Origin of the sequence: Microcystis sp. BLCC-F209, from assembly GCF_041928595.1 — a bacterium.
Taxonomy (GTDB): Bacteria; Cyanobacteriota; Cyanobacteriia; order Cyanobacteriales; family Microcystaceae; genus Microcystis.
On record NZ_JBHFLL010000010.1, the window covers coordinates 1 to 17844 of the forward strand.

Below are 17844 nucleotides of genomic sequence, written 5' to 3' on the forward strand. Positions count from 1 at the left end.
GGCTTTTGACCTGTTAAAGTCCGATGTTCATGCTGCGAAAATAGGATTGGGACTTTCAAAAACCTTGCATTATCCTTCTTGTGGTACATCGCTTGGTACAAAAAACAAGGGCAACAAAGCCTGAAACGACCGGCTACTGACTCCTGACTCCTAACTCCTGACTCCTACCCCCAGGAAAAACTTTTTCAGCAGACCCTAATTATCAACCTATCTCTGTTGGACAAACCATGACTATCGCTGAAAGCTTACCCCTAGTCGAGTCCCATGTCAACCCTGAGATAATCTTCCCAGAAGGCGAATTTTGGAGTGATGAACCACCCTGGGAAAGTAACCTAAATCTACAACAAATTATTTTATTAATTCAGTGTTTAGAATGGTGGTGGCGCGAGCGAGAAGATTATTTTACCGCCGGCAATTTAACCATTTATTACAGTCCCAACCAGAAAAAGTCAGAATTCTGCCGTGGTCCTGATTTTTTCGTGGTTTTGGGGACAAATCCCAATCCTAACCGCAGAAGTTGGGTAGTTTGGCAAGAAGAGGGCAAATATCCCAATTTAATTATCGAAATTCTCTCCGATAGTACCGCCAAAGTTGACCGAGAGGAGAAAAAACAAATTTATCAAGATATATTTCGCACTCCCGATTATTTTTGGTTTGACCCAGAAAGCTTAGAATTTGAAGGATTTACTCTAATTAGCGGTCAATATCAACCGATTACCCCCAATGCTCAGGGACGGCTCTGGAGTCAACAATTAGGCTTATATTTGGGTTTATTCGCCAATAAATTGCGCTATTTTACCCCCGAAGGCGAATTAGTACCCACTCCCGCAGAAGCGGCACAACAGGCAGAAACCCAAGTTGAACACGAAAGGCAGAAATCCGCAAAATTAGCGGCTAAACTGCGGGAATTGGGCATAAATCCCGATGAAAATCTCTAATCTCCCCCTTTCAACCCTTGCACTTAATTAGATAACCACATCGTTGCTCACCTTGATTGATCCAGTGAGTCCGTTCGATCGTACAATCGGGCAGCAGCATGGCAAACATTTCTAATTCATGGCCACAGATACTGGGATAGGAACCAGCCACCTCAGCAATAGCGCAATGATGCTCGGCCAGGACATAACTATTTTCTGCTTCCAGTGCCACTAATTCTGCCATATAACCCTCCTCTTGGCGAATTTCTAGCAATTTTCTCATTCTTTCCCCTAAAGACCCCTTACCGAGGCGTAATTGATATTCTGCCGCTTTGCGTTGCCACTGTTTTTTGAGAATTTCCCCCACCTGTTGCTCTCCCACCGTCTCCACGAGAGTATTGAGGAAAGAAACGGCGAAATTATCGTAATTATGGGGAAAACGGCTACGACCTTGACGACTGAGACGATAAATGTGCTGAGGCCGTCCTATCTTATTTTGTACCGCAAAATATTCGATCAGTCCTTCCCCCTCCAAATCCTTAAGATGGCGGCGCGTCGCTTGCGGACTAATACTTAACTCTTCAGCCAAGTCTTGGGCGGTAGATTGACCGTTTTTGAGCAAATATTGTAGAATATCGTCTTTCGTCGAGGCGGGTTGAGTCGTGGTCATGATACCAAAAACAGAGGCTTTAGCGTACAATTGCTGAGGGTCAAGGAGCGGCCAATTACCCTTCCAGAGTAACCTGAATAACAGAGGTTTACCAGCATCCTCTCAAATTTTCCGTGACTTTGACAACAGCTTTGTTGTTAATCTATTATATAATCAATTTAAACAACAAGAAAGTTGTTTAACTGCCTCCCCTGCCTACCGCGTAGAGAGAACACTAACCCCCATGAGTGCAACCACCGTTAAAAACCTCGTTAACCAACCCTACAAGTACGGTTTCATCACCGATATCGAATCGGAAACCATCCCTCGCGGTTTGAATGAGGAGATTATTCGCCTAATTTCGGCGAAAAAAAAGGAACCGGAATTCATGCTCGATTTTCGTCTCCGGGCCTACCATCAATGGCAAAAGATGACCGAACCCAGTTGGCCGCACGTTTCCTATCCTGCCATTGATTATCAAAATATTATCTACTACTCTGCACCCAAACAGAAAAAAGAAAAACTCAACAGTCTTGAAGAAGTTGACCCCACTTTAATCGAAACCTTTGAAAAATTAGGCATTCCCCTTTCGGAACAAAAACGCCTTTCTAACGTGGCCGTCGATGCTATCTTTGACAGCGTTTCTATCGCCACAACTTTTAAAGAAAAACTAGCAGAACAAGGGGTTATTTTCTGTTCTATTTCGGAAGCTTTACAGGAACATCCCGAATTAGTACAAAAATATCTCGGCAGTGTAGTCCCCGTGGGTGATAATTATTTTGCCGCTCTTAATTCGGCCGTTTTTAGCGATGGTTCCTTTGTTTTTATACCCAAAGGTGTCGTCTGTCCGATGGAATTGTCCACCTATTTTCGGATTAATAACGGTGAGACCGGACAATTTGAAAGAACTTTAATTGTCGCTGAAGAAGGGGCATCGGTAAGTTATTTAGAGGGTTGCACCGCTCCGATGTACGATAGTAATCAACTTCATGCCGCCGTCGTGGAATTAGTCGCCCTCGATAATGCGGATATTAAATATTCGACGGTGCAAAATTGGTACGCTGGCGATGCCAATGGTAAGGGAGGTATTTACAATTTCGTCACTAAACGGGGTCTTTGTAAAGGAGTTAATTCTAAAATTTCTTGGACGCAGGTGGAAACTGGTTCAGCGATTACTTGGAAGTATCCCAGTTGTGTCTTAGTCGGCGATAATTCCGTCGGGGAATTCTACTCAATTGCCCTAACTAATAACAAACAACAGGCCGATACAGGGACGAAAATGATTCACATTGGCCGCAACACCAAGAGTACCATTATTTCTAAGGGAATTTCGGCGGGTAATTCCCAAAATAGTTATCGCGGGTTAGTGAAAATGGGACCGAAAGCCAAGGGAGCAAGAAATTACTCCCAGTGTGATTCTATGCTGATTGGAGATAATGCCGAAGCTAACACTTTTCCCTATATTCAGGTGGATAACAACAGTGCTAAAGTAGAACACGAAGCTTCTACTTCTAAAATCGGTGAAGACCAATTATTCTACTTCGCACAACGGGGCATTTCCGAGGAAGATGCTGTCTCTATGTTAGTCAGTGGTTTCTGTAAAGATGTCCTCAGTAAATTACCGATGGAATTCGCCGCCGAAGCTGATAAACTCCTCAGTCTCAAGCTAGAAGGAACCGTCGGATAATCAATAAAGTAGGGTGGGTTAGGCGATAGCCGTAACCCACCAAAAGCTAAGTTAGGCGATAGCCGTAACCCACCAAAAGCTAAGACAATTTATCCATCAATTGATGATTCGCCGTCAACCACCAAAACTAATATTTTTGTTCTAGAAAAACATCTCATGAGTGAAGTAATTTTATCGGTAAAAAATCTGACCGCTAGTATTGACGGAAACCAGATTCTCAAAGGAGTTAACCTAGAAATTAAAGCAGGGGAAACCCACGCAATTATGGGGCGCAATGGCTCAGGAAAAAGTACCTTTTCCAAAGTAATCGCTGGACATCCCGATTATGAAGTAACTGGGGGAGAAATAATTTATAAAGGTGAAAATCTTTTAGACAAAGAACCCGATGAACGAGCGCTTATGGGTATCTTTCTCGCTTTCCAATATCCCTTAGAAATCCCCGGCGTTAGTAACCTAGATTTTCTTCGCGTTGCCTATAATGCCAGACAAAAACATCTAGGCTCGGAAGAATTAGATAGTTTTGACTTTGAGGAATTAGTCGAGAAAAAACTAGAAGTTGTCCAGATGAATCCTAGCTTTCTTGGCAGAAGTTTAAACGAAGGTTTCTCCGGTGGTGAGAAAAAACGTAATGAAATCCTACAAATGGCTTTATTAGAACCTACTTTAGGAATTCTCGATGAAATTGACTCCGGTTTAGACATCGATGCTTTGCGAATTGTTGCCCAGGGAGTCAATCACTTAGCTACTCCCGATAACGCTTTTTTACTTATCACTCACTATCAGCGTCTGCTCAACTACATTGAACCCGATGTTATTCATGTTATGTACGATGGGCGCATTGTCACCAGTGGCGGTAAAGAATTAGCCCTCGAATTAGAAAGAACTGGCTACGATTTCCTCGATGAACAAGTATTAGCCGTTAAATAATCTAGCTATCAGTTATCAGTTACCAGTTACCAGTTATCAGTATTCAGTTATCAGTTATCAGTATTCAGTATTCAGTATTCAGTATTCAGTATTCAGTATTCAGGAGTCGGGAGATAGGGTGGTCACTGCGTGCGCGTTACGGGGGGATTTAGGGGTTTAGGGAAATTTCAGCCAAATGCTCCACTACCCCACTACCCCACTACCCCACTACCCCACACCCCACACCCCACACCCCACACCCTACACCCTCTTTCAAGTCAGGAGATTATTTTTACTTATTCTCCCCCTCTCCTCTCTACCCTCTCCCCAATTCATAATTCATAATTCATAATTCATAATTCCCACACCCCAACCCCCACCCCCACCTACCAATGACAGCCATAATCACGAAACCTGAACAATCAGGAGAATTATTGTTAAAATTGTCGCGAGAAACGGTTCCCACTATCGATAACGGTAAAATTCTCGAATTAAGAGAATCGGGAGCCAGTAAAGCTCAAGAATTAGCCATTCCTGGCAGAAAAGACGAAGAATGGCAATTCACCGATTTAAGTCAACTCTGGGCGATCGATTTTCGCGTCCCCCAACCCGTTACAATCGATAAAAATGCCCTAGCTGTTTTTTTACTGCCCGAAGCCAAAAACAGCCGTTTAGTCTTCGTTAACGGCATTTATCAGCCTGAATTGTCCGATATCTCCGCTTTACCCCCCGGTGTCAGCGTCAGCAATCTCGCCAATGCACAAAAAGATGTTCTTGTCAACTATCTAGGGAAAGAAAAAACCCCCGAATTTTTTACCGCACTCAACCAAGCTGGACTAAGCGATGGGGCAGTAATTCACGTCACCGCTAACACCGTCGTCACAACCCCGATACATCTCCTATTTATCACCGTTGTGGAGGAAATTCCCCGCTTTTATCAGCCCCATAGCCTAATCGTGGCGGAAACAGGAGCTAGTGTCAATATTATCGAGAATTACGGGGCTTTAGCCGAACATTGCTCCGATTTACCTGTAAATTACTCTTATTTTACCAACGCTGTCACGGAAATTTACCTCGAAGCCAACGCCGAGGTCATCCATACCAGAGTACAACGGGAATCGGGAGATGGTTTTCACATCGGACGCACGATAATTGAACAAGGGCGCGATAGCCGTTACACTCTCAACGAGATAAATCTAGGAGCTAAACTCTGCCGTCATAACCTCGATATCCTGCAAAAAGGAGAACAAACTGAGACAAATCTGCACGGATTAGCCATGATTACCGGACAACAAACCGCCGATACCCACAGCGCCATCTATCTCAACCATCCCCACGGCATCGCCAACCAACTGCATAAATGTATCGTTGATGGTAGCGCTCACGCCATCTTTAATGGTAAAGTGTTTGTTCCCAAACCTGCCCAATTAACCAACGCCTCCCAGTTAAATCGGAATTTGTTAATTTCTAACAAGGCACGAGTCAACACCAAACCGGAATTACAAATTACCGCCGATAACGTCAAATGTTCCCACGGGGCAACCGTTAGCCAACTGGAAGCAGATGATTTATTCTATCTGCAAAGCCGGGGCTTAAGTGCCGACACTGCCCGCAGTTTGTTAATTGATGCTTTCTCGGCCGAGATTTTAGCTAAAATTCCTCTAGAATCCCTCCGCCAAAGATTGGGGCAATGTGTCGCCTGTCGCAGTGTGGAATAACTCTGCCGGGGTGGGTGTCAACCTGCCCAAAGTACCCCTCTGACTCCTGACTAAAATGACAATTATCCAAGAAAAAACCCTCGCCCAAAAAGTCCGCGCCGATTTCCCTATCCTCCATCAAAACGTACACGATAAACCCCTTATCTATCTCGATAGTGCCGCCACTTCTCAAAAACCCATTCAAGTATTAGAAACCCTGCGAAACTATTACGAAAAAGATAACGCCAATGTGCATCGGGGGGCGCATACTTTAAGTGTCCGGGCAACGGAAGCCTACGAAGGGGCCAGAGATAAGGTGGCTAGGTTTATTAATGCCGCTTCTCGTCAGGAAATTGTCTATACTCGCAACGCCACGGAAGCGATTAATTTAGTCGCCTACAGTTGGGCGTTAAATACCCTGAAAGCAGGGGATGAAATTATTCTCTCGGTGATGGAACACCACAGTAATTTAATCCCCTGGCAAATTGTCTGCCAAAAGACGGGGGCAGTGATTAAATATGTGCAGTTAACTAGCGAAGAAAGCTTTGATTTAGAACAATATAAATCCTTATTGTCGGACAAAACTAAATTAGTGGCTGTCCTCCATGTTTCTAATACATTAGGCTGTATTAATCCCGTTGCCGAAATAGTCAGCCTTGCCCATCAAGTCGGGGCGAAAGTATTAATTGATGCCTGTCAAAGTGTCCCCCATTTAGCCATTGATGTGCAGTCCATGGATTGTGATTGGTTGGTGGCTAGTGGTCATAAAATGTGCGCCCCCACCGGTATTGGATTTTTGTACGGCAAAGAGGCCATTTTAGAGGCAATGCCGCCCTTTTTTGGTGGTGGCGAAATGATTGCAGAAGTCTATTTAGACCATTTTACCTGTGCCGAACTGCCCCACAAATTTGAAGCGGGAACCCCCGCTATTGGCGAAGCGATTGCTCTCGGTGCTGCGGTAGAATATTTAATGGGTTTAGGGATGGATAATATTCATGCCTACGAAGAAGAGTTAACCGCCCATTTGTTCAAAAAATTAGGAGAAATTGAGGGTTTAAGAATTTACGGGCCATCACCTAGTTTAACGGGCCAAGGTCGGGCTAGTTTAGCCGCCTTTAATGTGGAAGGGATTCATGCTAGTGATTTAGCCACTTTATTAGACCACGAAGGAATTGCTATTCGTTCCGGTCATCACTGTACCCAACCTCTACACCGCCTTTTTGATGCTTCCGGCAGCGCTCGGGCAAGTCTATATTTTTATAATACCCGCGAAGAAATTGATAGCTTTATTGTCGCTTTACAGGAAACTATCGATTTCTTTGCCAATTGTTTTTCTTAGGGGTATCTCTAGCCCTTTTCCCGTTCTTAAAGAGTGAAGGAAGTTACCTATTATTATCAAGGAATTTGTCCCGAAACGGGCGAGTTATTGCGCTTGCCCCGCACTCTTTTGGCTGAAAAAATCGCCCAAGATTTGATGACAACTATCACCAATCCTCAAGGTAAAATGTATGGAATTTTGTTAGGAGAAAATGCCGCTGGCGAAATAGAAGTTTTAAAAGCTTTTTCTGGACAGGGAGAAGCCGATGGCTGGGTTCCGTCTCTGGTGGGTAGAGAAAAAATTGTGCTGGAAGAAAAGCGAGTTTTGCAACTTTTAGAAACAATTAAACAGGAAATTATTGACCTACAATCAATTCCCGAACTTAATTTATATCGACTCAATCAAGCAAATTTTGAGTGCAAAATACAAGCTTTACAGCAACAACATCAAAACCATAAACAGGAACGATATAGGTTAAGAAATTTAGGAGATTTAAACCCAGAAGAATTAGAAAATTTAAATAATATCAGTCGTCAGGAAAAAAGAGCAAGAAAGCAATTAAAACAGGAACAAAAACAAGTTTTAAAACCCTTAATTGAGAAAATAAACTTCGCCAATCAGAGAATTATTGAACTTAAGCAACAGCGGAGGAACCTCTCCAAACAGTTACAGGAATTGCTGTATCAATCCTACTGTTTAAATAACTTTTCTGGACAATCTCTCTCCTTGGCTAAATTGATGGGCAGTAATTTGTTACCAACAGGAACAGGAGAATGTTGCGCCCCAAAATTATTAAATTATGCCGCTATGAAAGGATTAAAACCCATCGCTATGGCCGAATTTTGGTGGGGAGAATCGAATCGAGATAGAAAACAGGGAGAATTTTATGGCGCTTGTCAAGAAAGATGTCAACCTCTCATGGGTTTTTTACTCTCTGGTTTACGTTCATCCCTAGAAATTATCTACGAAGACGAGGGAATAATTGCTATTAATAAACCTGCGGGATTATTATCGGTAGCAGGACGTTATCAAGATAGTCAAGATGCCGTGGTCAATCGTTTTCGTCGTCAGGGAAAAAATCTCATTCCCGTTCATCGTTTAGATCGAGAAACTTCTGGTATATTATTACTGGCTAAAAGTTTAGATATTTATCGTTGTTTATCCCAACAATTTCAACGGCGAGAAGTGGAGAAAATCTACGAAGCTATACTATCAGAAATTATTGAGCGAGAATCGGGTATAATTGACCTACCTCTCTGGGGAAATCCGCAAAATCGACCCTATCAAACTGTGGATTGGCAAAGGGGGAAAGCTAGTCAAACCTATTTTAAAGTTGTCGGTAAAGAAGGCAATTATTCTCGCCTCGAATTTATTCCCTATACGGGAAGAACCCATCAAATTCGCGTTCATAGTCAAGCGGGATTAGGGATAGGAATTTTAGGCGATCTTTTGTATAATGGTAAGCAGTCTGACCGTTTATACCTACACGCTAAACAATTATCTTTTCGTCATCCTCAGACCGAAACTAAAATTGATCTAATCATTCCCACCCCCTTTTGAGAGCTATAATTGCTAACAGCCAAAAACTAGCTATAATAACCCGATTTAAGTAGGGTTTGCGGCAAAAAGTTTGTTGGTGGGGGTAGGAGTCAGGAGTCAGGAGTCAGTGGCCGGTCGTTTCAGGCTTTGTTGCCCTTGTTTTTTGTACCAAGCGATGTACCACAAGAAGGATAATGCAAGGTTTTTGAAAGTCCCAATCCTATTTTCGCAGCACTAACATCGGACTTTAACAGGTCAAAAGCCTTATTTTAAAAGGGTTTTACCATTATTCAGCAGCCCCTAATTATAACCAGCCACTTACTGACATGGGTACAAGGTCAGCCAGACAATAAATAGGGCAAGCTCCCTAGGGAGCGCAATTTGGTCATTTAGGGATCGCTGACTGAAACTTCTGATCTTCTTGAGGAATATATGGCATCAGGTTACTAAGGTCAATGGTAGGATTACCACTAAAAGTTCCTTGCTGACCGTAAAATGACCTGAGCATCGCTGCAACAATACGCGCTTTGGCAATATACTTTCCATAACTTTCGGGTTGAATATTAGGGTGTTGAGAAATTAAGTCGGTTTCTTCCGTCCGTAATTCATCGATTTTTTGGTTGAGTTCTTCGTAAGAATTTGGCTCTGTAACTTTTCCTCCTAGATAGACAGCGTTGCTCAGTCCAAGAATAGAAAGAAAGTTTGATGGTAAAGTAAAATTCGCCAGATCTGAACCAATACCGACCAATAAGCTAGCAGCCACCAACAAGCTAAAACCTGATAGTTGAAAGCTGTAAACATCCAATGATCCACCACTTTTGATTAAGTCGCTCCATTTTGCATCGTCTAATTTTGGTTTTCCCCCCTCGTAACCTTTTTCACCAATGGTCAGCCATTGATGATTTCGCAACCAGGCCCAATTAGAGAATGTCAGTCGTTTATTTCCCAATGCGATAACCTTGGAACCAGTTGTGCCAACGGCACTGATACCTAGTAGTAAAAGAATGTCATCTGATAGCCCACTCAGCGCTCCACAACTGGCCAGGGTGTATAGAAGTCGAAATAGCACCACTAAGGTGAAACCAAAAATTTGAAAATTGGAAAGACTAGCTTGACCAAACTGTCCTGCTGTCAAAGCTACAGGCTTAACCCATAATTTGCTAAAATTATAGTTGTTGTCCAAGCTTACCGACAAAACAGTAATTGTATAGAAACCCAAAACACCCCCTAATGCTATGAGGAACGGGAAGAGAGAGAACTTTGCACCAGTCCCACATTGAATTTGAGGGGAAGGTGTTGTCGTAACAGTTGGGGAGGTAGTTTGAGGGGAAGGTGTTATAGTAACAGTTGGGGGGAGAGTTTGGGCTAAGGCACTGTTAACTAATCCATAGGGAAAAGTCAGAAAAACAGTAGCTAATAATACAGCAAGTATCGATTTAACAATTGATTTTTTCATTGTTATTCACCTCTTTTTCCTGGCTAAAACTGGAGCGATGTATGGGGTTTTAGGTTCAATTATGCCCTTTACCTCCTTTGATTCAATGGTTGGCAAATCTTCATATTTTTGACTCCTTGATAACTTCAACAGAACGGTTAACGAAGGCAGGGGGCAGGGGTCAGTTTTTGTAACGGGGATTTATGCCCTGCTTCAAAAACTTTTCGCCTTAAGGTGAGGTTTTCGACCCGATTTTTTCGCTCAATTGCTCGAATGAATGAGCATGGTGCATTCCCAAAAAACTATCGGTGCGGCAGTAGGAGCCACATCAGGGAAGGCACTCTACAGCTATGGCAATCGCACTCCTAGGAATAAGCAGTGTTAGACATCTTTTAGCTCTTCAAACCTTGACAAGAGCCTAGGAGGAACTAAGAAAATCATTTTAATGCGAGAGTTGATCGGTTTTGTTTCAATCTTGATGAATTTTGGTTGGAAATTATCTCCATTCTCATCCTTAGATTTGACGAAAGCAAAACAGGTAAATTCAATAGATTTAAGGAATTCAAGGAGCTTGTTTGTCGGATAAATTTCCGACAAGACCAAAGGTTGATCTCGAATTAGAAGATTTTTGCCACCAATTAGTATATCGAAGTCTGCCCCTTCAGCATCTGTTTTGATACAGGAAACACTCAGTGACGGATAATCAGACATCAATTGATCTAAAGTATTTACCTTGACTGTCACCTTGTTCTCTTGGGTACTATGCCTAACCAGCGAATTTAGTTCAGGTATTGAGTTCAAATTAAGATCCATAGTGCCAGGCTCGGGAAAAAGTGCTTCTTCTAGAACATGACAATTGGGAAACTGGGAAAGATTTCTCTTTAAGTGTTCAACCATTCTCGGATCGGGTTCAAAGGCATAAACCTGATTAGATGAAGGAGCAGCCAGTAAACTGTAATAACCAATATTAGCCCCAACATCAATAAAGTCTTTATTAATATCTAAGAACCGATGAAGGATAATTTCATATCCCCAATCTAACTTGCTTCCCTCGAGGAAAATTTCCGTTCCGAATCGACTATTATAGGGCAGAGTCATTTCTACATTATTAAATAGAACCATTTTCTGGTTGAGCTTGGTTATTTTATAAAATGCTCGTACTACATAGCGGGATAGGAAATCCCAGCCGCCAATCTCTCGAACCAATCCAAGAAAATAACTGAACTTATGCAAATAAGTAGTTTCTTTAAACATATACTCTCACTTCAAGTTAGCCATGGAGGCATCTAAATATTAATTATACCGCTCTCTGCGGTCGAGCCTCCTCCTCTGTCCTACTATCCTACCCCATCGGTCCGACACCCCCTCAATAAAACCCAATACCGCACTGTGGGGTCTAATCACTATCGATGCCTAGGTACTTATGAACTATGGCATTGATATTCTCGATTTTAATTAAAATGACTATAGTTATGAATCGTTAAATGTCATGTTAAAGAATGTTAGGCTTTTCTTCCGATTGTTGTTGACAGCCTTATTGTTAACTATTGTTTATTCTGTGTTCTCACTTGCGACAACGAACTTGGCAACACAGCAGCCAATAAATTGGAAAATTGTCATTGCTCCACAGTTTGATGATGCTGGCTCTTTTTCGGAAGGATTAGCTAAGGTCGGAACAGGAAAACCCTTAGATATAGATACATATTATGGTTTCAAAGAGATCGATAACTATGGTTATATTGACTTAAAAGGTAAAATAGTAATTCCCCTCCAATTCAAACAAGCGGGGGATTTTTCATCAGGTTTGGCTTGGATTGGCATAGATTCTGATGGGAATGGAAGTGTAGAGCGATATGGTTACATAAATCAAACAGGAAAAACTGTAATTGAGCCACAATTTGAGGACGCTGGTAACTTTTCATCGGGATTAGCACCAGTGAAAATTGATAATAAATGGGGCTATATTAACAAGCAAGGGAAGATAATGATTTCCCCTCAGTTTGATTCAGCCTCAGAATTTGCTCAAGGGTTAGCTGTGGTAGGAAAAGAGACAGAAGAACCAGATTATTCTTACCAACAAAAGTACGGTTATATTAACCAAAAAGGAGAGCTAGTGCTTCCTTTTAAATTCTCTATTGCTTATAACTTTTCTGAAGACTTAGCCGCCGCACAATCTCAATCTGGTAATGGATATATTAATCAAGAAGGCAAATTTGTCATTAATCGTCCTGATTTTGATACTTTTGTTTCGGGAAATTTCTCATCAGGATTAGCCTCTGTAGAACTGAATGAGGGAGCTTGCTCGGCTGCCAACTATTGCGATTATAGCTATATCGATAAAACTGGGAATGTAGTTATTAAATCGCCCGAAGATGATCCCGAAGATGATGTAGATTTGACAGGGACGCAGAGTTTTTCTGAAGGGTTAGCTGCTGTAGCCACCAGTGGTGGAGGTAGAGATGCCGGCGGCTGGTATCCTGCTACTAATTGGGGTTATCTCGACAGAAACGGCAAATTTGTTATTTCCCCCCAATTTGATGATGCGGGCAGTTTTGCTGAAGGTCTAGCACCAGTAAAAATTGAAGGGAAGTACGGTTATATTGCTCTTGGGGCAAGAATTCTCAAAATTGACAAAGTAGTAAAATACTGTATTGATAAAAAGTGTCCTCCACCCCCTTAACTAGGGCGGTTTAATCACCTCAATTTGGGCATAATTACCGCAGAGGGTAGTCTAGCACCCCAACCGAGCAGCTTCTAGCACATTTAAGGTAAAGGGGAAATTAAGAATTGTTGCCATTCTACAACCAAACGTCTAGAATGGTCATTAATTTTTGTGCATGGTCGGGTCTTCTAACCGAAGGCATTGACGAAAAACACATTGTATCTGTCCTAGAGGCACTATGAAAAAGCTTAAGCAATACTGGACTGCTGAAGCACTGGAAAAAGACTTAGGCGATCCTCATATACAAAAAAGGGCGATCAAGCGATCGCCCTTTTCTCCTACTAAATAACCAAAATTATCTCAAGATATACACCAGTAAAAACAGGATAATCCAGACCACATCGACGAAATGCCAGTATAATTCTGCTGCTTCCACACCAAAGTGAGATTGACTAGAATAGTGGTCTTTTTGACGAGAACGCCAGAGAACAGATAGAATCAGCACTAAACCAAAAGTAACGTGGAGACCGTGGAATCCGGTTAAGGCATAAAAAGCGCTGGTGAAAACATTAGTTGTCAGACCGAATTCAGCGTGATAATATTCGTATCCTTGACCACAAAGGAAGATAATTCCCATCAGAGCAGTAATGCCGAACCACAATTGTAAACCGGCATTATTGTTTTGTTTAATCGCCTTTTGTCCTATGTGCATAACAAAACTACTGGACACCAGAATAATCGTGTTAATTGTCGGTAGGGTTAACTCTAATTCTGGCGTGCCGGCGGGGGGCCAAACGGGTAACATGGTACGGTAGAACAAGAAAGCGGCAAATAAGCCTAAAAAGATGGAACTTTCCGCCACTAGAAACAAAACCACACCGAATAAGCGATGATCTGGGTGGCCATGATGTCCGTGTTCCACCGTTTCCTGATGATAATTGACAGAGAGTTGAGAATCTTCGAGCGTTGAACCTTGCATAATTGAATATCCTTAGTTTACACGGGAGACGGGAAGCTTTTTTTCAGTGATCAGTGGGAAGTGGGAAGTGGGAAGTGGGAAGCTTTTTTTCGGTAAACAGCAATCAGTGAACTGATAACTGATAACTGATAACTGATAACTGATAACTGATTATTGCGATTCTGCGCCCACTTCGGCCAGCAGATCTTGTACTGATTCCTCTTCTTCCGATTCCTCCATATCAATACCGTAATCGTAGGGGCCGGACCAAAGAATCGGCATTTCCTCGAAATTCTCGATAATTGGGGGAGAGGAGGTTTGCCATTCTAGGGTTAAAGCGCGCCAAGGATTACGGCCGGCGGGTTGACCTTTAAAGGCACTCCAGACCATATTAATAGCGAAGGGAATACTCGATATACCGAGAATATAAGCCCCTGCGGTACTAAGAACATTTAAACCCTGAAACTGCACATCATACAGAGCAATACGACGGTTCATACCCAATAATCCCAATTCGTGCATCGGCATGAAAGTTAAATTCAAACCGATAAAAGTGAGAACAAAGTGGATACGACCGAGAGTTTCGTTATACATCCGTCCGGTCATTTTCGGGAACCAATGGTAAACGGCAGCAAATAGGGCCATTGCCGTACCACCAAATAGTACATAGTGGAAGTGACCGACGACAAAATAGGTATCGTGGACGTGGATATCGAAGGGAACGGAAGCCAACATAATCCCGGTCAAACCACCGATGAGGAAAGAAGACAGGAAACCGATCCCAAATAATAAAGACGTATTGAGACTAAGTTTACCCCCCCAAAGGGTGGCACACCAACTAAAGATTTTAATGCCCGTGGGAACGGCGATTAACATGGTTGCCGCCATGAAAAACATCCGTAACCAGCCGGGGGTGCCGCTGGTGAACATATGGTGGGCCCAAACGATTAAACCCAAGAAACAGATGGTGAGACTGGAATAGGCGATCGCTCGATAACCAAAAATCGGTTTACGCGCATGAACCGGTAATATCTCCGATATCGTGCCGAAAAAGGGCAAGATCATGATATAAACGGCAGGATGGGAGTAAAACCAGAACATATGCTGATAAACCACCGGATCGCCGCCGCCAGCGGGATTAAAAAAGCTCGTGCCGGCGATTAAATCAAAGGACAAGAGAACAAGAGCAGAAGCGAGAACGGGGGTGGAAAGCAGTACCAGAGTCGAGGTGGCCAGCATTGCCCAACAAAATAGCGGCATACTGTACAAATCCATCTCAGGAATCCGCATTTTCAGGATCGTGGTGATGAAATTAATCGAGCCTAAAATCGAAGAAGTCCCGATCAATAAAAGGCTCAAAATCCACAATTCCTCCCCCCATTTGCCGCTAATTAAGCTCAAAGGTGGGTAGGAAGTCCAACCGGACTGGGGTGCGCCGACAAAGAAACTGGATAATAATAGCAGCCCGCCGGGGGGGTTAAGCCAGAAAGCCACAGCGTTAAGACGAGGAAAAGCCATATCTTCCGCCCCAATCATCAGGGGAATGAGATAATTGGCAAAACCTGCCCCAACCGGAACGATCCAAAGAAAGATCATGATCGTTCCGTGCATGGTCATGAATTGGTTATATAGTTCCGGGGAGACAAAATCGGGGTCAGGAGTGGCTAATTCCGTCCGCAGCACTTCCGCGAAAGCACCGCCAATAAAGAAGAAAAGAAAGGCAGTCACCAGATATTGAATCCCGATGACTTTATGATCGGTGCAGAAAGTAAAGTAATCGGTCCACTTGCGGTGATGGATCACCTCGGGAACGGTTGCTGGGGTGGTTATTTCCGTTGATGCTGTCATAAGGCCAAGATTTTAGATGACAAGAAAAATTACATTTGCTGCTGATGGGCAACTTGGGCGAGGATTTCACCATTTATGCCCATTTCTTCGGTGTAGGGGGTCAAATATTGACTATCAGAGCGATCTTTAGTGGTCATGGCTACAGTTCGATCGCTGTCAACTTCGGCGATCGTGTTATCCTGCACCCATTGGTCGTAATCCCCTTGGGAGTGAACCACAAAGCTAGATTTCATACCGCCGTGATAGGCCCCGCAAAGTTCCGCACAAATGATCGGATATTGACCAATTTGGTTGGATGTGAACGATAAAACCGTTTCCTGTCCGGGGATAACGTCCTGTTTTAGACGCAATTGGGGAACCCAGAAAGCATGGATCACATCCCCCGCTTCCATATTCAGTTGCACGGGGCGATTGACGGGAGCGTGCAGTTCCCCGGAAACAATGCCAGTTTCGGGATAGGTGAAGATCCAAGCGTATTGAATACCTTTAACATTGACCACTAGGGGGGGAACTCCTTCACCATCGTAGGAATTGCCGATACCTAGGGCTACTCTGCGATCGCCGCCCATGGCCATCATCGTGCCGTGGTGATGACCGTGGTGGGCGATTTCTCCTTTGCCCCCCTTGGAAATCAAGGGATCGAGACCGCCGATATTGTTATAAATCTCGAAGCTATAGACGGCAAGGATAAAAACGATTACCGTCGGGATGGCTGTCCAGAAGATTTCTAGGGGGACATTGCCCTCCACTGCCGGTCCGTCGGTTTGATCCCCCGGTTTACGGCGAAAGCGAATCACTATATAGATAATCACGCCTTCAACTATTAAAAATAGTCCCGTGGCGATGGTCATCATCAGATTAAAGATATTATCTATCTCCTGAGCATCTTCGGAAGCGGCCACAGGCATTAAGCCATGATTTTGGCCATACCAGAGACTAATTAAGGTTAGGGTGATCCCGAGTACGAGCGTCAGGATACTGCTGGGAATTTTCACGGTCTTTTCAATATTTTCAATAGTGGCTACTTATTCAAGGCTAAAACATGATTCCCCTATAGATGGGAAATTTAACCGGCATCTTCTGAGAATTTCATCTTTTCTTTGGGATCGTTTTCGGGGAAAGTATTTTAAATAACTAATTTTTATATCTTATTCTGAGTTTATGTAAACAAATGTAACGGAAATGGCCAGAAATCTAAAGAATATCTAAAAGGTTTTACCGGTCGTAAAAAAACTCATTCACAGTGATAACTAACTGGCAAACAAAGCCATGATCTTTGATGACAGACTCCTGGAGAACAGGCAAACCGATGACCGAATCTGTTTTTAACCCGACACCCCTAAGAGAAACCGGCAATATTCAGGTGTGGATGCGCCGCTTAGTCTGGAAAATTGCGATCGCTACTTTCGCCCTCATGGTGGTGGGCGCTGCCACCAGAGTTATGAACGCCGGTTTAGCTTGTCCCGATTGGCCTCTCTGTTACGGTCAATGGATTCCCAGTCAGCAGATGAATCTACAGGTATTTCTGGAGTGGTTTCATCGTCTCGATGCCTCTTTGATCGGGTTTAGTACGCTCGCTCTCGTCGGTCTGTCTTGGTGGTATCGTCGCCATCTTCCCCCTTGGCTGTTGCCCTCGGCGATCGCTGCCTTGGCTTTAATTCTCCTGCAAGGAGTCCTGGGAGGATTAACCGTCACCCAATTACTGCGATTTGACATCGTAACGGCCCATTTAGCCACAGCTTTGCTCTTTTTTGCCACCCTAATCGTCATTGCTATCGGTCTGACTCCCTACAGTGGCACAGGTACGGTCGGAAAACTAACCGGGATGGGAATGGTCGCCACCGGTCTAGTTTATCTGCAATGTCTCCTCGGCGGTCTCGTCGGTTCCCGTTGGGCTGCCCATCAGTGTTTAACGGTTTCCCAACTCTGCACCGTGATGAATAGCCACATTATCGGGGTTTTTCCCGCCACTATCTCGGTTTTAACCCTAGTTTTCTTCGCTTGGCGAACTGCCGCTATCCATCCTCTCCTCAGAAAACTAGCTTTTAGTGCCGGGGGATTAGTCGCCCTACAGGTATTTTTGGGCGTTGCCACCCTGAAACTGCATCTACAGGTGGAACCCTTAACCATTACCCACCATAGCATCGGTGCGCTATTGGTGGCAACCCTCGTCGCTTTTACCACTTTCGCCCTTCGCGATCGTTCTTTCGCGCCTAAGTAACCAGACA

General features: G+C 43.6%; 14 protein-coding genes. 8 read left to right on the forward strand and 6 right to left on the reverse strand.

Features of this window, described 5'->3' with window-relative positions; translation table 11 throughout:
- Positions 1-227: 227 nt before the first annotated feature.
- Positions 228-938 (forward strand): Uma2 family endonuclease, encoded by a 711-nt coding sequence (locus tag ACE1AQ_RS00385; protein WP_008202036.1) that lies wholly within the window; start codon positions 228-230, stop codon positions 936-938.
- Positions 939-948: 10 nt separating this feature from the next.
- Here the strand turns inward: ACE1AQ_RS00385 and sufR are convergent, their stop codons facing one another.
- On the reverse strand, positions 949-1587 hold the full coding sequence (gene sufR / locus ACE1AQ_RS00390) for an iron-sulfur cluster biosynthesis transcriptional regulator SufR (protein WP_008202039.1): 639 nt from the start codon (positions 1585-1587) through the stop codon (positions 949-951).
- 223 nt (positions 1588-1810) lie between these two features.
- On the opposite strand from sufR, the gene sufB reads away from it, so the two are divergent.
- The 5 genes from sufB to ACE1AQ_RS00415 all read left to right on the forward strand — a co-directional run bounded on the left by sufB (position 1811) and on the right by ACE1AQ_RS00415 (position 8734).
- The gene (gene sufB / locus ACE1AQ_RS00395; RefSeq protein ID WP_008202041.1) at positions 1811-3253 is read left to right on the forward strand and encodes a Fe-S cluster assembly protein SufB; all 1443 of its coding nucleotides are present in this window, start codon (positions 1811-1813) and stop codon (positions 3251-3253) included.
- Between the two features lie 156 nt (positions 3254-3409).
- Positions 3410-4180, forward strand: a complete 771-nt coding sequence (gene sufC / locus ACE1AQ_RS00400) for a Fe-S cluster assembly ATPase SufC (protein ID WP_008202043.1) — start codon at positions 3410-3412, stop codon at positions 4178-4180.
- Positions 4181-4551: 371 nt separating this feature from the next.
- Complete coding sequence (sufD, locus tag ACE1AQ_RS00405; protein WP_106908033.1) at positions 4552-5877, forward strand: Fe-S cluster assembly protein SufD; 1326 nt, start codon at positions 4552-4554, stop codon at positions 5875-5877.
- A 55-nt stretch (positions 5878-5932) separates the two neighbouring features.
- Positions 5933-7195, forward strand: coding sequence for a SufS family cysteine desulfurase (locus tag ACE1AQ_RS00410; RefSeq protein ID WP_008202048.1), 1263 nt, complete (start codon positions 5933-5935; stop codon positions 7193-7195).
- Positions 7196-7228: 33 nt separating this feature from the next.
- Positions 7229-8734 carry an RluA family pseudouridine synthase gene (locus ACE1AQ_RS00415; protein WP_008202050.1) on the forward strand — a complete coding sequence of 502 codons (1506 nt, stop codon included), beginning with the start codon at positions 7229-7231 and terminating at the stop codon, positions 8732-8734.
- A gap of 364 nt (positions 8735-9098) precedes the next feature.
- On the opposite strand, the gene ACE1AQ_RS00420 is transcribed toward ACE1AQ_RS00415, so the two are convergent.
- Both ACE1AQ_RS00420 and ACE1AQ_RS00425 read right to left on the reverse strand, forming a co-directional pair.
- Positions 9099-10169 carry a hypothetical protein gene (locus ACE1AQ_RS00420; RefSeq protein WP_008202052.1) on the reverse strand — a complete coding sequence of 357 codons (1071 nt, stop codon included), beginning with the start codon at positions 10167-10169 and terminating at the stop codon, positions 9099-9101.
- 360 nt (positions 10170-10529) lie between these two features.
- Entirely contained in the window at positions 10530-11402 is an 873-nt protein-coding gene (locus ACE1AQ_RS00425) for an FkbM family methyltransferase (RefSeq protein WP_008202054.1), read from the reverse strand.
- A 235-nt stretch (positions 11403-11637) separates the two neighbouring features.
- Between ACE1AQ_RS00425 and ACE1AQ_RS00430 the strand changes: the two genes are divergently transcribed.
- Complete coding sequence (locus ACE1AQ_RS00430; RefSeq protein ID WP_008202055.1) at positions 11638-12828, forward strand: WG repeat-containing protein; 1191 nt, start codon at positions 11638-11640, stop codon at positions 12826-12828.
- A gap of 337 nt (positions 12829-13165) precedes the next feature.
- Here ACE1AQ_RS00430 and ACE1AQ_RS00435 read toward each other — a convergent pair whose 3' ends face one another.
- From ACE1AQ_RS00435 to ACE1AQ_RS00445, 3 genes are all read right to left on the reverse strand, one after another.
- The gene (locus ACE1AQ_RS00435) at positions 13166-13789 is read right to left on the reverse strand and encodes a heme-copper oxidase subunit III (RefSeq protein ID WP_002738397.1); all 624 of its coding nucleotides are present in this window, start codon (positions 13787-13789) and stop codon (positions 13166-13168) included.
- Between the two features lie 150 nt (positions 13790-13939).
- Positions 13940-15616 carry a cytochrome c oxidase subunit I gene (gene ctaD, locus ACE1AQ_RS00440; protein ID WP_008202056.1) on the reverse strand — a complete coding sequence of 559 codons (1677 nt, stop codon included), beginning with the start codon at positions 15614-15616 and terminating at the stop codon, positions 13940-13942.
- Between the two features lie 29 nt (positions 15617-15645).
- Positions 15646-16611 (reverse strand): cytochrome c oxidase subunit II, encoded by a 966-nt coding sequence (locus ACE1AQ_RS00445; protein WP_110543284.1) that lies wholly within the window; start codon positions 16609-16611, stop codon positions 15646-15648.
- Positions 16612-16925: 314 nt separating this feature from the next.
- Here ACE1AQ_RS00445 and ACE1AQ_RS00450 point away from each other — a divergent pair, with 314 nt between their 5' ends.
- On the forward strand, positions 16926-17837 hold the full coding sequence (locus ACE1AQ_RS00450) for a heme A synthase (RefSeq protein ID WP_110543286.1): 912 nt from the start codon (positions 16926-16928) through the stop codon (positions 17835-17837).
- Positions 17838-17844: the final 7 nt, after the last annotated feature.

What these genes read in the sequence shown, in the direction of transcription:
- ACE1AQ_RS00385 (WP_008202036.1), top strand. Translation starts at nt 228, where the DNA reads ATGACTATCGCTGAAAGCTTACCCCTAGTCGAGTCCCATGTCAACCCT.
- sufR (WP_008202039.1), bottom strand. Translation starts at nt 1,587, where the DNA reads ATGACCACGACTCAACCCGCCTCGACGAAAGACGATATTCTACAATAT.
- sufB (WP_008202041.1), top strand. Translation starts at nt 1,811, where the DNA reads ATGAGTGCAACCACCGTTAAAAACCTCGTTAACCAACCCTACAAGTAC.
- sufC (WP_008202043.1), top strand. Translation starts at nt 3,410, where the DNA reads ATGAGTGAAGTAATTTTATCGGTAAAAAATCTGACCGCTAGTATTGAC.
- sufD (WP_106908033.1), top strand. Translation starts at nt 4,552, where the DNA reads ATGACAGCCATAATCACGAAACCTGAACAATCAGGAGAATTATTGTTA.
- ACE1AQ_RS00410 (WP_008202048.1), top strand. Translation starts at nt 5,933, where the DNA reads ATGACAATTATCCAAGAAAAAACCCTCGCCCAAAAAGTCCGCGCCGAT.
- ACE1AQ_RS00420 (WP_008202052.1), bottom strand. Translation starts at nt 10,169, where the DNA reads ATGAAAAAATCAATTGTTAAATCGATACTTGCTGTATTATTAGCTACT.
- ACE1AQ_RS00425 (WP_008202054.1), bottom strand. Translation starts at nt 11,402, where the DNA reads ATGTTTAAAGAAACTACTTATTTGCATAAGTTCAGTTATTTTCTTGGA.
- ACE1AQ_RS00430 (WP_008202055.1), top strand. Translation starts at nt 11,638, where the DNA reads ATGTTAAAGAATGTTAGGCTTTTCTTCCGATTGTTGTTGACAGCCTTA.
- ACE1AQ_RS00435 (WP_002738397.1), bottom strand. Translation starts at nt 13,789, where the DNA reads ATGCAAGGTTCAACGCTCGAAGATTCTCAACTCTCTGTCAATTATCAT.
- ctaD (WP_008202056.1), bottom strand. Translation starts at nt 15,616, where the DNA reads ATGACAGCATCAACGGAAATAACCACCCCAGCAACCGTTCCCGAGGTG.
- ACE1AQ_RS00450 (WP_110543286.1), top strand. Translation starts at nt 16,926, where the DNA reads ATGACCGAATCTGTTTTTAACCCGACACCCCTAAGAGAAACCGGCAAT.